Source organism: Pseudomonas sp. TTU2014-080ASC, from assembly GCF_001446935.1.
GTDB lineage: Bacteria > Pseudomonadota > Gammaproteobacteria > Pseudomonadales > Pseudomonadaceae > Aquipseudomonas.
The window spans coordinates 50,698-64,054 of the sequence record NZ_LKKK01000015.1 but is presented as its reverse complement, the minus strand read 5'-3'; the positions used below and the strand labels follow the sequence as shown (position 1 = coordinate 64,054).

Genomic DNA, 13,357 nt, shown 5'->3' with positions numbered 1-13,357 from the left:
ATCCAGAGATTTTTTGTATGACCCAGGCCCTTCCGCCTGCAATATTCCTGATGGGGCCAACAGCGGCTGGTAAAACCGATCTGGCCATAGAGCTAGCGCGAGTGCTGCCTTGTGATCTGATCAGCGTCGATTCTGCGCTTATCTATCGCGAGATGGACATTGGTACAGCCAAGCCGGACAAGGCGACTCTGGCCGAATTCCCGCATCAGCTGATTGATATCCGCGACCCGGCGCAAAGCTATTCTGCTGCTGAATTTCGTACGGATGCGCTAGTCGCCATGGCTGACAGCACCGCTAGAGGTCGTATCCCGCTGCTGGTGGGCGGGACCATGTTGTATTTCAAAGCATTGCTGGAAGGTTTGGCTGACATGCCCAGCGCCGATCCAGCTGTTCGCGCCCGGCTTGAGGCCCTAGCTCAGGCTCAAGGGCTAGAAGCATTGCATCATGAGTTACAGCAGGTTGATCCTGAATCGGCACTGCGAATCCACCCTAATGATCCCCAGCGCTTGATACGTGCGCTGGAGGTCTATCATGTAAGTGGACTGAGCATGACCGAGCATCGGTTACGTCAAGTAAAGGAAAATACAGCGGTAAATGCGTCGAGCTCGGCACAATTCCCCTATACTGTCGCCCAAATAGCCATTGCACCGGCCCAGCGACAGCTGCTGCATGAGCGAATTGCACTGCGATTTAGACTCATGTTGGAACAGGGGCTCGTGGCTGAGGTCGAAAAATTGCGGCAAAGAGGTGACTTGCATACCGGATTGCCGTCTATAAGAGCAGTAGGCTACCGCCAGGTGTGGGAATATCTGGATGGCGACCTAAGTGAAGAGCTGATGTGTGAGCGTGGAATTATTGCTACGCGGCAGTTAGCTAAGCGTCAATTCACTTGGTTGCGCAGTTGGCAGAATGTTCACTGGCTGGATAGCAGTGATTGCGACAATCTGTCGCGAGCCTTGAAATACTTGGCCGGCGTCTCCATATTGCATTAGGACCCTGCCGATTGCTGTCAGCCATTGTGCTAGACAGCTCTATGCCGTTGTTGGTTTATATAAATTATTGAAAATTGATCCTTAAAGGAGTGCGGCACATGTCAAAAGGGCATTCGCTACAAGACCCTTACCTGAATACCTTGCGTAAGGAACGCGTACCGGTTTCTATCTATTTGGTTAATGGCATTAAGCTTCAGGGCCAGATCGAATCTTTCGACCAGTTCGTGATTTTGCTGAAAAACACTGTCAGCCAGATGGTCTACAAACACGCTATTTCTACCGTAGTGCCAAGCCGTCCGGTACGCCTGCCTACCGCCGGTGAGACCGAACAGTCTGATGCTGACGCTGGTAACGCCTGACTTTTAGGGGGCTGCATTGTTCTTCGAACGCCATGAAGGTGGAGATCGGGCCATCCTTGTACATCTGGATGGTCAAAATTCCGAGGCGAGCGAGGATCCGCAGGAGTTCCAGGAGTTAGCGCTGTCCGCTGGGGCTGAAACGGTAGCGTTTTTCAGTATCCCGAGTAATAAGCTGGCGGCTAAGTATCTTATTGGTACCGGTAAGGTTGAAGAGTTGCGTGAGCAGGTCAAGGCCACAGAGGCTGACTTGGTCATCTTCAATCACGTTCTGACTCCCAGTCAGGAGCGTAACCTTGAGCGTGCATTCGAATGTCGGGTTTTGGACCGTACCGGTCTGATTCTCGACATTTTTGCTCAGCGCGCCCGTACCCATGAGGGCAAACTGCAGGTCGAGCTGGCCCAGCTCGATCATATGAGTACACGCCTTGTTCGTGGCTGGACTCACCTTGAACGACAGAAGGGCGGTATCGGTCTGCGTGGGCCGGGTGAAACCCAGCTCGAAACTGACCGCCGCCTTCTGCGTGTTCGCATGCGCCAGATCAAGCAGAAACTTGAAAAGGTTCGTAGCCAGCGCGAGCAGGCGCGTCGTGGTCGCCAGCGCGCAGATATTCCCTCGGTTTCTCTGGTTGGCTATACCAACGCCGGCAAGTCAACGTTGTTCAACGCTTTGACAACATCCGAGGTTTACGCAGCAGATCAGTTATTTGCGACCCTTGATCCGACGCTGCGCCGCTTGGAACTCGATGATCTGGGACCAGTCGTGCTCGCTGATACGGTGGGCTTCATCCGCCATTTGCCGCACAAGCTGGTTGAGGCATTTCGCGCTACGCTTGAGGAGTCCAGTAACTCGGACTTGCTGCTGCATGTGATTGACTCGCATGAGCCGGAGCGTGATCAGCAGATCGAGCAGGTGCTGGCTGTGCTGGGTGAGATCGGCGCTCATGAGCTGCCTATTTTAGAGGTCTACAACAAGCTGGACCTATTGGAGGGTGTTGAGCCACAGATTCAGCGGGATGCCAATGGTAAGCCGCAACGGGTTTGGCTCTCGGCTCGTGATGGGCGTGGGTTGCCGTTGTTGCGCCAGGCGATTGCAGAGCTCTTGGGTAATGATCTCTTTGTCGGTACATTGCAACTTCCGCAGCGTATGGGGCGGTTGCGTGCGCAGTTGTTTTCACTGGGGGCTGTGCAGCGTGAGTCCCATGCTGATGATGGCAGTAGCCTGTTAGAAGTGCGGTTGCCGACGACTGAGCTGAATCGACTGGTAAGTCGTGAAGGGTTTAGTCCGCCGGATTTTATTGAGCAACACACTTTGCAATAAAGCCCATGCCAGCGAATTTAGCGCTGGTTGCATGCATTCTGTAGCATTGGTGGGCGCGCCGTGGGTGCGTCTTTGCTTTATTAGATGGAGAGCGCTATGGCTTGGAATGAGCCGGGTGGCAATTCGAATAACCAGGATCCATGGGGTGGCCGCAAAAATAACGGTGACCGCAAGGGGCCGCCGGATATTGATGAGGCCTTCCGCAAGCTGCAGGACAACCTGAATGGTATGTTCGGCGGCGGTAAAAAACGTGGCGGCGAAGCCAGCTCTGGCAAGGGCGGTGGCTTTGGCATGCTGTTTGTGGGTTTGGGCATTCTGCTTGTGATGTGGTTGTACAGTGCAATCTACGTCGTTGACGAGCAGGAGCAGGCAGTCATTCTGCGTCTTGGAAAGTACTACGAAACAGTCGGTCCGGGCCTGAATATCTACTTCCCGCCGTTTGATCGCAAGTTCCAGGAAAACGTCACCCGTGAGCGTGCTTATACCAAGCAGGGGCAGATGCTGACCGAGGATGAGAACATCATCGAGGTGCCACTGACGGTTCAGTACAAGATCAACAACCTGAAAGACTTTGTCCTCAATGTTGATCAGCCTGAGGTGAGCTTGCAGCACGCCACTGACAGTGCGGTGCGTCACGTCGTGGGTTCGACTGAGATGGATCAGGTGCTGACGGAAGGTCGTGAGCAAATGGCTGTTGAGGTTAAGGAGCGCCTGCAGCGGTTCCTGGACACCTATGGCACCGGCATTTCTGTAACTCAGGTGAACTTGCAAAGTGCCGCGGCACCGCGTGAGGTGCAGGAAGCCTTTGACGATGTAATCCGTGCCCGTGAAGACGAGCAGCGTGAGAAAAACCAAGCTGAAACCTATGCCAACGGTGTGGTACCGGAAGCGCGTGGTCAGGCTCAGCGTTTGATCGAGGATGCCAGTGGTTATCGCGATGAAGTCGTTTCTCGCGCTCAGGGTGAGGCTGATCGCTTTACTGCTCTGGTGGCGGAGTACCGTAAGGCCCCGCAAGTAACCCGTGAACGTCTGTATCTGGACGCCATGCAAGAGATGATGAGCAACACCAGTAAGGTGTTGGTGACAGGTGAAAACGGTCAGAACAACCTGTTGTACCTGCCTCTGGACAAGATGGTTGATGGCCGTAGCAGTTCCTCTGCTGGTGTAGCGCCTTCGACTGTTAGTGGTGCTGATCAGGTGCCGTCGCGTGTGACCATTGATCCGCGTCAGGTTGAGTTGCGTACAAGGGAGAGCCGTTGATGAGCAATAAATCTCTGGTTGCCCTGATTGTTGCAGTTGTTCTGGCAATCGTTGCTTGGAACAGTTTCTACATCGTCTCGCAAACTGAGCGTGCAGTTTTGCTGCAGTTCGGTCGGATTGTCCAACCGGACGTCAAGCCTGGCTGGCATGTGAAAATTCCTTACGTTAACCAGGTGCGTAAGTTTGATGGCCGCCTGCTGACGCTGGATTCGACTAGTTCGCGCTTCCTGACGTTGGAGAAGAAGGCGTTGATGGTGGATGCGTTCGCCAAGTGGCGGGTAATGGATGCTGAGGCGTACTACACCGCAACATCGGGCATGAAGCAGATCGCTGATGAGCGTCTTGCGCGTCGTCTTGAGGCGTCGTTGCGTGACCAGTTTGGTAAGCGCACTCTGCATGAGTCGGTTTCCGGTGAGCGCGATGCATTGATGGCTGATGTAACCGCTTCGCTCAATCGTGCCGCTCACCGTGAGTTGGGTATTGAGGTAGTGGACGTGCGTGTCAAAGCCATTGACCTGCCGAAGGAAGTCAACCGCAGCGTATTCGATCGAATGAGTTCCGAGCGTGAGCGTGAGGCTCGTGAGCATCGCGCCAAAGGTAAGGAGCTGGCTGAAGGTATTCGTGCTGATGCTGATCGTCAGCGCCGGGTGCTGTTGGCTGAGGCCTATCGTAAGGCTGAGGAGTTGCGCGGTGAGGGTGATGCCCAAGCGGCTGCAATCTATGCCAAAGCTTACGGTGCAGATGCGGAGTTTTATTCGTTCTACCGCAGCCTTCAGGCTTATCGTGAGAGCTTTGCCAGCAAGCAGGACGTGTTGGTTCTGGATCCGAAGAGCGATTTCTTCCGTTTCCTGAAAAAAGCCAATCCATAAGATGATTGTCCCCGGCGGTTCGCCGCCGGGGTGATCCTTGTTGAAAACGTGTTATCATGCGGCAGCCGGGAAAATCCCGGCTTTTTTGCGTCTGAGGGAAGCATGTGGCAGGAACTGGGCATAGCGCTGTGTCTTGTGCTTGTGCTGGAAGGCATCCTGCCCTTCCTGAGCCCGCGGGGCTGGCGTTCAACGCTGTGGCAGCTGATTCGGCTGTCCGATCGGCAACTGCGTATCATGGGGCTGACCAGCATGTTGCTGGGAGTGGCTCTTCTATATTGGCTTCACTGAAGGCTTGTGCCGCCCGGTTGAAGAGGGGAATGGCGAAATGGCAACGGTAGACCGCTGGCTGCTGCCAGATGGCATCGAAGAAGTACTGCCGCCGTACGCAGGGCGTATTGAGGTGGCGCGTCGTCAGGTGTTGGATTTGTTCCAGCGCTGGGGATATGAATTTGTAGTCACACCTCATATCGAGTACCTGGAATCGCTGCTCACTGGTGCAGGCCAGGATCTTGATCTGCGTACTTTGAAAGTGACGGACCCGCTGTCTGGCAGGCAGATGGGGTTCCGGGCGGATATTACGCCGCAGGTGGCGCGTATTGATGCTCATACCCTGCGTCGCGAAGGGCCGAGCCGTCTGTGCTATGCCGGCAGTGTCGTGCATGCCAAACCTCGCCCGCTCACGACTTCACGCAGTCCTATTCAGTTGGGTGCAGAGCTGTATGGCGATGCCAGTCCGGCTAGTGACGTGGAAGTTATTAGTCTGCTTGTCAGCACCTTGGAGCTGGCGGCAGTGCCTGATGTGCATATGGATGTTGGGCATGTCGGTATTTACCGTGGCCTTGCCCGTGCTGCGAAGTTGTCCCGCGAGGTCGAGCAGCAACTGTTCGATGCGCTGCAGCGCAAAGCGATTGATGAAATTGTTGAGCTGACCGCTTCGCTCCCGGACGATTTGGGCAAGATGATTCGCGCCCTGAGTGATCTGTGTGGCGGTCGCGAAGTGCTGGATCTGGCTCAGGCCTGCTTGGTTGAGGCGCCCGAAGATGTTCACCAGGCTCTGGATGAGCTGATGGCGATTGCTGATGCGCTTAGTCTGCGTTATCCGGAATTACCGTTGTATTTTGATCTGGGCGAGCTGCGTGGCTATCACTACCACACGGGTGTGGTGTTTGCTGCGTTTGTTCCGGGAGTGGGTTATGCCATTGCCCAGGGTGGTCGCTACGACGATATCGGGGCCGATTTCGGTCGCGCGCGTCCGGCCACAGGATTCTCCACTGACCTGAAGACGCTGGTTAGTCTCGGTCAAATGTCGCTGGACGAAGAGCCGGCGGGTGTGTGGGCACCGGATAATCATGATGTGTTTTTGTGGCAGGCGATTCAGCGTTTGCGTCTTGAGGGGCTGCGTGTCGTCCAGGCATTGCCGGGGCAGGATGTAGCGGATGCGAAGGCTGCTGGTTGTGATCGTCAGTTGTTGTTGCGTGATGGTCGCTGGCAGTTGGCTGAATTGTCGGCCTGAGCCGCGTGGCGAAAGTTTCCGCCGGCTGCGGCCGGCATCAAGTTTGTGAAGAGGGTTAGTGTAATGGGCAAGAATGTCGTGGTTCTGGGTACTCAGTGGGGTGACGAGGGTAAGGGCAAGATCGTCGACCTGCTGACTGAACAGGCTGCTGCTGTTGTGCGCTATCAGGGCGGCCACAATGCGGGACACACGCTGGTAATTGACGGCGAGAAAACCGTTTTGCACCTGATTCCCTCCGGTATCTTGCGTGAAAACGTGCAGTGCTTGATTGGTAACGGCGTTGTTGTTGCGCCGGACGCGCTGATGCGTGAAATCGCTAAGCTGGAAGAGAAGGGTGTGCCGGTGCGTGAGCGTCTGCGCATCAGTCCTTCTTGCCCACTGATTCTGTCTTTCCACGTGGCGTTGGATCAGGCTCGTGAAAAGGCGCGTGGTGACGCCAAAATCGGCACGACAGGTCGTGGTATCGGCCCAGCATACGAAGACAAGGTTGCTCGTCGCGGTCTGCGTGTTGGTGATTTGTTCCATCGTGAGCGTTTTGCCTCCAAGCTCGGTGAGCTGCTGGACTACCACAACTTCGTACTGGTTAATTACTACAAAGAGCCTGCTATCGACTTCCAGAAAACACTGGATGAGTGCATGGAATACGCTGAGCAGTTGCGCCCGATGATGGGTGATGTCACTGCTGTTCTGCACGACATGCGTCGTGAGGGTAAAGACATCATGTTCGAAGGTGCGCAGGGATCGCTGCTGGATATCGACCATGGTACGTATCCGTTTGTGACCAGCTCAAACACCACTGCTGGTGGTATTGCCACGGGTTCCGGTTTTGGTCCGATGTATATCGACTACATCCTGGGTATTACCAAGGCATACACCACGCGTGTGGGGTCTGGTCCGTTCCCGACTGAGTTGTTTGATGACATCGGTGCGCACCTGGCTAAGCAGGGGCATGAGTTTGGTTCTACGACTGGTCGTGCGCGTCGTTGCGGCTGGTTCGATGCTGTGATTCTGCGTCGCGCCATCGAAATCAACAGCATCTCCGGTCTGTGCTTGACCAAGCTGGACGTGCTGGATGGTTTGGAAACTCTGCACATTTGTACTGGCTATAAAGATGCTGACGGCAACCTGTTGAAAGATGCGCCAACAGATGCGGATAGCTATATCGGCCTGCAGCCGGTCTACGAAGAAATGCCGGGCTGGGCTGAGTCAACTGTGGGTATCAAGAGCTTGGATGAGTTGCCGGCAAATGCCTTGGCCTACATCAAGCGTGTGGAAGAGTTGGTGGGTGCGCCGATCGATATCGTTTCCACTGGGCCGGATCGTAACGAGACTATCGTGCTGCGCCATCCGTTTGCCTGATTGCAGCTGTAATAAAGAAGGTCGCTGAATAGCGGCCTTTTTTATTGGCTGTAATTTAATCGGCAGGGGAGATTAAAAATCGCAGGCAATAAAAAACCGAGCCTAAACTCGGTTTTTTATGAATTGGTGCCCAGGAGAAGACTCGAACTTCCACGGTGTTGCCACCACTGATACCTGAAACCAGCGCGTCTACCAATTCCGCCACCTGGGCATGCAATCTTTGTCAAAAACGACCGGAGTATTTGCGTCCGTTTAAACGACGAACCGATTAAAATCGTTTCGTTGAATTTGGTGCCCAGGAGAAGACTCGAACTTCCACGGTGTTGCCACCACTGATACCTGAAACCAGCGCGTCTACCAATTCCGCCACCTGGGCACTGAAACCGATGAGTGTTCATCTGTTTCGTGTTACAACGTCTGTGTGACGCTGTGGGCGCGAACTATACGGGGGGTTCGATATCTTGTAAACCCCTGAAGATAAAAAAATTATTCTTAAAAAGCTGACCCCGATGGGTTTTCGCGCTTCAATAGAGACAAGACATTCCGATCTTATAAACAGGTGAATCCTTTCTAATGGCCGATTGGCAATCCCTCGATCCCGAGGCCGCTCGTGAAGCGGAAAAATATGAAAACCCTATCCCCAGCCGTGAGCTGATTCTGCAGCACTTGTCTGACCGAGGCTCTCCTGCAGCCCGCGAAGTGCTGGCAGAAGAGTTTGGCCTGGTCAGTGATGACCAACTTGAAGCCTTGCGCCGTCGCCTGAGAGCGATGGAGCGTGATGGTCAGCTTATTTATACGCGCCGAGGCACTTATGCTCCGGTGGACAAGTTAGATCTGATTCTGGGGCGAATTAGCGGTCATCGCGATGGCTTCGGCTTTTTGATTCCGGATGATGGTTCGGATGACCTGTTCCTGAGTCCGGCGCAAATGCGCTTGGTGTTTGATGGTGATCGCGCTTTAGCGCGTGTTTCCGGTCTGGACCGCCGTGGGCGTCGTGAGGGGGTGCTGGTTGAGGTAATCTCCCGTGCCCACGAAACAATAGTCGGTCGCTACTTCGAAGAAAGCGGTATCGGCTATGTCGTAGCTGATAATCCAAAAATTCAGCAAGAGGTGCTGGTAACGGCAGGGCGCAATGGTGGCGCACGCATCGGCCAGTTCGTTGAGGTGAAGATTACTCATTGGCCGACTCAGCGGTTTCAGCCGCAGGGCGATGTGGTCGAAGTCATTGGCAACTATATGGCGCCAGGGATGGAGATTGATGTGGCTCTGCGCAGCTACGACATTCCTCATGTCTGGCCTGAGGCAGTGATCAAAGAAGCGCGCAAACTCAAGTCCTATGTTGAAGGGAAGGACAAAGAGAAGCGCGTCGATCTGCGTCACCTGCCGTTTGTAACCATCGACGGTGAAGATGCTCGCGATTTTGATGATGCGGTCTACTGCGAGAAGAGCGGCCGTAGCTGGCGGTTGCTGTCAGGTGGTTGGAAGCTGTATGTGGCCATCGCTGACGTTTCCCATTATGTGAAAGTGGGGTCGGCGCTGGATGCTGAAGCGCAGCAGCGTGGTAACTCGGTGTATTTCCCTGAGCGGGTCATTCCGATGCTGCCGGAGGAGCTGTCCAACGGCCTGTGCTCGCTTAATCCGCATGTTGATCGTCTGGCTATGGTCTGCGAGATCACAATCTCGAAGACCGGCAAGATGACTGGCTATCAGTTCTATGAGGCGGTTATCCACTCCCATGCGCGCCTGACTTACAACAAAGTCAGCGCCATGCTGGAGCAGTCTAAGAGTACTGAAGGCAAGGCGCTGCGTTCTGAATACAAAGAGGTCCTGCCGCATCTCAAGCAGCTTTATTCGCTCTATCAGGTGTTATTGGCGGCTCGTCATGAGCGCGGTGCGATTGATTTTGAAACCCAGGAGACCCGGATCATCTTTGGCTCCGAGCGCAAGATTGCGGAGATTCGGCCGACTCAGCGTAACGATGCGCACCGTCTGATTGAGGAATGCATGCTGGCGGCCAACGTCGCGACTGCTGCCTTTATGCAGGAGCATTCGATTCCGGCGTTGTATCGTGTTCACGATGCACCGCCGGCTGAGCGTGTAGAGAAGCTTCGCGCGTTTTTGGGTGAGTTAGGCTTAAGCCTGCATCGTGGCAAGTCAACCGATGGCCCTTCGCCGAAGGACTACCAGTTGCTGCTGGAAAGCATTCGTGAGCGTCCGGATTTCAATCTGATTCAGACTGTTATGCTGCGCTCGTTAAGTCAGGCGGTGTATAGCTCGGACAATCAGGGGCACTTCGGCCTCAATTATGAAGCGTATGCCCATTTCACCTCGCCGATTCGCCGTTATCCAGACTTGCTGATTCATCGGGCGATTCGCAGTGTGATCCGCTCCAAGCGCGAGACTCCGCATGTTCAGCGCGCCGGTGCTGCGATCATGCCGAAGGCGCGTATCTATCCATACGATGATGCGTCTCTGGAACAGTTGGGTGAGCAGTGCTCAATGTCTGAGCGACGGGCCGATGAGGCTACTCGAGATGTCGTGAACTGGCTCAAGTGCGAGTTTATGCGCGACCGGGTGGGAGAAACTTTTGCGGGTGTCATCACTGCAGTAACCGGTTTCGGTCTGTTTGTGGAGTTGCAGGACATCTATGTAGAAGGCCTGGTGCACGTAACGGCGCTGCCTGCAGACTATTACCACTTTGATCCCGTGCATCATCGTCTGGCGGGTGAGCGCAATGGGCGCAGTTTCCGTCTGGGCGACAGTGTGCAGGTCAAGGTCATGCGGGTTGATCTGGATGAGCGCAAGATTGACTTCGAACTCGCGGATAGCCGTACTTCCGCGCCTGCTGAAAAAGGGGCGCGCCGCGGTGGTTTTGAGTCAGCTCAGGATCGTGATGCGCGACGCAAGGAGCGTAAGACTGTCGCGAATACCGATGTTGAGAAGAGTCGGGCGATCAAGAAGTCATTGCTGGATGAGTCCAAAGGCAAGGGTGCGAAGAAGAACAGTGCAGAGAAAGGCACTGGAGCTAGCAAGCGTGTGGGCAAAGCTGGCAAGTCCAGTGGTCACCGTAAGGGTTCCAGTGCTGCTGCAGCGCCTGCGGGTGGTGCACGTAAACGTAAGGCGAAGTCATGAGTCAGTTGGAAAAGATTTACGGTGTGCACGCGGTTGAGGCTCTGCTGCGTCATCATCCCAAGCGGGTTAAGCAGATTTGGCTGGCTGAGGGGCGCAATGATCCACGTGTTCAGGCCTTGCTGGGGCTGGCGGGTGAAGCGCGGGTTGCTGTGGGGCAATGCGAGCGCCGTGAGATGGATGCTTGGGTCGAGGGTGTGCATCAGGGGGTGGTGGCTGAGGTTAGTCCGAGCCAAGTCTGGGGTGAGGCCATGCTCGATGAGTTGCTGGATCGCACTTCTGGCGCGCCGCTGTTGCTGGTTCTCGATGGTGTGACTGATCCGCATAATCTTGGTGCGTGTCTGCGTACCGCTGATGCGGCGGGCGTGCATGCGGTCATCGTGCCTAAGGATAAGTCGGCCACCCTGAATGCTACTGTGCGTAAAGTGGCGTGCGGTGCGGCGGAGGTGATCCCTCTGGTGGCAGTGACTAATCTTTCGCGCACGCTGGAGAAGCTTCAGCAGCGCGGTCTGTGGATTGTCGGAACAGCTGGTGAGGCTGAGCGGGAGTTGTATCAGCAGGATATGACCGGGCCGACAGTGCTGGTCATGGGGGCTGAAGGCAAAGGCATGCGCCGTCTGACCCGTGAACACTGTGACTACCTAGTGAAGCTGCCTATGGCGGGTAGCGTCAGTAGCCTCAATGTCTCGGTGGCAACAGGGGTTTGCCTGTTTGAGGCGGTGCGCCAACGCAAACTCAGCTCTAAGGGCTGAGTATCGCGCTTAGTTGTACAAATAATCGCCAGTTTTCCTTGCGTGCGACAGGGGGCTTCACTAGAATGTCGCCCCTTGCCGTAATGGCAGGCGCTTTTGCGCCCTGTTATTTCTGCAAGACATACAGAGTCATTCACTCCTTGCCTGACCGCAATCACGTGGCAGGCTACAACCCGTAAGGAGCATTTATGCGTCATTACGAAATCATCTTTCTGGTTCACCCGGACCAGAGCGAGCAAGTCGGCGGCATGGTTGAGCGTTACACCAAGCTGATCGAAGAAGACGGCGGCAAAATCCACCGCCTGGAAGATTGGGGCCGTCGTCAGCTGGCTTACGCCATCAACAACGTCCACAAAGCTCACTACGTCCTGCTGAACGTTGAGTGCTCCGGTAAGGCTCTGGCCGAGCTGGAAGACAACTTCCGTTACAACGATGCAGTGATCCGTAACCTGGTCATCCGTCGCGACGAAGCTGTTACTGAGCAGTCCGAGATGCTGAAGGCCGAAGAAAACCGCAGCGAGCGCCGTGAGCGTCGTGAGCGTCCTGAGCATGCCGACTCTGTAGACGGCGATGACAGCGACAGCAACGACAGCGACAACGCTGACGCTGACGAGTAATCCACGGATCTATTGAGGAGCCACTGTCATGGCACGTTTCTTCCGTCGTCGTAAATTCTGCCGTTTCACCGCTGAAGGCGTGAAAGAGATCGATTTCAAAGATCTCAACACCCTGAAAGCCTACATCTCGGAAACCGGCAAAATCGTTCCAAGCCGTATCACCGGTACCAAGGCTCGTTATCAGCGTCAGCTGGCCACTGCTATCAAGCGTGCCCGCTTCCTGGCCCTGCTGCCTTACACCGACAGCCACGGCCGCTGAGACCAGCTTTCGACAAAGTAGTAAGGGATAACATGCATGCGCGCTTTAGCTGAGTTCATTATGCGCGGCCGTATGCAGGCCACTCTGGTGGTTGTAGTTTCTGCGGCATTGCCGCTGCTGTTCTGGTTAAGTGCTGCCGCCGGAAGCCTGGTGCTTCTGCGGCGCGGTTGGAGAGATGCTGCAGGCATCCTCGTCTGGGCCCTGTTGCCAGCCATTGGCTGGTTGTATTTCGGGGAACCACGCACCCTGTTGGTATTGGTGGGTACGTTGGGGCTGGCGATGTTGTTACGCGCCAGCATGTCTTGGAACCGTGTGCTGCTCTGCAGCTTAGCGCTTGGCCTGGTGTACGGGTTGATTCTTAACTCGGTGTTTCGTGAGCCCATCGATGCGATGGCGGTAGAGTTGCAGAAGCATGTACCGCAGATGCTGGATGGCATTCACCAACAGATGTCGGTGGAAGAGCGAGCCCGTTTAGACAGCCTGATTGCACCGGTGCTGACCGGATTGATTGCGGCGTTGTTGCAGGTCGTCAGCCTGTTGTGCCTGGTGCTCGGGCGCTTCTGGCAGGCGGAGTTGTACAACCCGGGAGGTTTTGGTCGCGAGTTTCGCGAGCTGCGCCTCCCTCCTGCAGCTGCTGTACTGCTGTTGGTGTGCATGCTGGTGGGACCGAACATCGGCCCCGAACTGGCGATGCTGACGCCGCTGAGTACCGTGCCGCTGGCCTTCGCGGGTGCCGCCCTGATGCATGGGCTGGTTGCGCAGGGCCGAATGGCAAGGTTCTGGTTGGTGGGGATGTACATCACGCTGTTGCTGGTTGGACAGCTGACTTATCCGTTACTGGTGGTTTTGGCCATTGTCGACAGTCTGCTTGATTTTCGTGGTCGTTTTGAGCGCCAACAACGCCCTGGCTCCACGAACGGTGAAGGTTAA

General features: G+C 55.3%; 13 protein-coding genes and 2 tRNA genes. 13 read left to right on the top strand and 2 right to left on the bottom strand.

What is annotated here, in order from left to right:
- Nucleotides 1–17 precede the first annotated feature (17 nt).
- From miaA to AO726_RS19020, 8 genes are all read left to right on the top strand, one after another.
- Nucleotides 18–992, top strand: a complete 975-nt coding sequence (gene miaA / locus AO726_RS19055) for a tRNA (adenosine(37)-N6)-dimethylallyltransferase MiaA (RefSeq protein ID WP_058069690.1) — start codon at nucleotides 18–20, stop codon at nucleotides 990–992.
- Between the two features lie 98 nt (nucleotides 993–1,090).
- Complete coding sequence (gene hfq, locus AO726_RS19050) at nucleotides 1,091–1,351, top strand: RNA chaperone Hfq (protein WP_058069689.1); 261 nt, start codon at nucleotides 1,091–1,093, stop codon at nucleotides 1,349–1,351.
- Between the two features lie 16 nt (nucleotides 1,352–1,367).
- A complete protein-coding gene (gene hflX, locus AO726_RS19045) occupies nucleotides 1,368–2,669 on the top strand; it encodes a ribosome rescue GTPase HflX (RefSeq protein WP_058069688.1) in 1,302 nt (433 codons plus the stop codon).
- 96 nt (nucleotides 2,670–2,765) lie between these two features.
- Entirely contained in the window at nucleotides 2,766–3,929 is a 1,164-nt protein-coding gene (gene hflK / locus AO726_RS19040; protein ID WP_058069687.1) for an FtsH protease activity modulator HflK, read from the top strand.
- Nucleotides 3,929–4,798 (top strand): protease modulator HflC, encoded by an 870-nt coding sequence (hflC, locus tag AO726_RS19035; RefSeq protein WP_058069686.1) that lies wholly within the window; start codon nucleotides 3,929–3,931, stop codon nucleotides 4,796–4,798. The genes hflK and hflC overlap by 1 nt, the downstream gene beginning before the upstream one ends.
- A 102-nt stretch (nucleotides 4,799–4,900) precedes the next feature.
- The gene (locus AO726_RS19030) at nucleotides 4,901–5,086 is read left to right on the top strand and encodes a DUF2065 domain-containing protein (protein ID WP_058069685.1); all 186 of its coding nucleotides are present in this window, start codon (nucleotides 4,901–4,903) and stop codon (nucleotides 5,084–5,086) included.
- A gap of 37 nt (nucleotides 5,087–5,123) precedes the next feature.
- Nucleotides 5,124–6,311 (top strand): ATP phosphoribosyltransferase regulatory subunit, encoded by a 1,188-nt coding sequence (locus AO726_RS19025; RefSeq protein ID WP_058069684.1) that lies wholly within the window; start codon nucleotides 5,124–5,126, stop codon nucleotides 6,309–6,311.
- Between the two features lie 63 nt (nucleotides 6,312–6,374).
- Nucleotides 6,375–7,670: an adenylosuccinate synthase gene (locus AO726_RS19020; protein ID WP_058069683.1), complete on the top strand. Its 1,296-nt coding sequence runs from the start codon at nucleotides 6,375–6,377 to the stop codon at nucleotides 7,668–7,670.
- Nucleotides 7,671–7,794: 124 nt separating this feature from the next.
- Here the strand turns inward: AO726_RS19020 and AO726_RS19015 are convergent.
- Together AO726_RS19015 and AO726_RS19010 are read right to left on the bottom strand one after the other, a co-directional pair.
- Nucleotides 7,795–7,881, bottom strand: a tRNA-Leu gene (locus AO726_RS19015).
- A 78-nt stretch (nucleotides 7,882–7,959) separates the two neighbouring features.
- Nucleotides 7,960–8,046, bottom strand: a tRNA-Leu gene (locus AO726_RS19010).
- Between the two features lie 197 nt (nucleotides 8,047–8,243).
- Between AO726_RS19010 and rnr the strand changes: the two genes are divergently transcribed.
- From rnr to AO726_RS18985, 5 genes are all read left to right on the top strand, one after another.
- The gene (gene rnr, locus AO726_RS19005; protein WP_058069682.1) at nucleotides 8,244–10,802 is read left to right on the top strand and encodes a ribonuclease R; all 2,559 of its coding nucleotides are present in this window, start codon (nucleotides 8,244–8,246) and stop codon (nucleotides 10,800–10,802) included.
- Entirely contained in the window at nucleotides 10,799–11,551 is a 753-nt protein-coding gene (gene rlmB, locus AO726_RS19000; protein WP_058069681.1) for a 23S rRNA (guanosine(2251)-2'-O)-methyltransferase RlmB, read from the top strand. The genes rnr and rlmB overlap by 4 nt, the downstream gene beginning before the upstream one ends.
- Before the next feature lie 188 nt (nucleotides 11,552–11,739).
- Nucleotides 11,740–12,168, top strand: coding sequence for a 30S ribosomal protein S6 (rpsF, locus tag AO726_RS18995; RefSeq protein ID WP_058069680.1), 429 nt, complete (start codon nucleotides 11,740–11,742; stop codon nucleotides 12,166–12,168).
- Between the two features lie 28 nt (nucleotides 12,169–12,196).
- Entirely contained in the window at nucleotides 12,197–12,427 is a 231-nt protein-coding gene (gene rpsR / locus AO726_RS18990; RefSeq protein ID WP_013793173.1) for a 30S ribosomal protein S18, read from the top strand.
- 36 nt (nucleotides 12,428–12,463) lie between these two features.
- Nucleotides 12,464–13,357, top strand: a complete 894-nt coding sequence (locus AO726_RS18985; RefSeq protein WP_058069679.1) for a hypothetical protein — start codon at nucleotides 12,464–12,466, stop codon at nucleotides 13,355–13,357.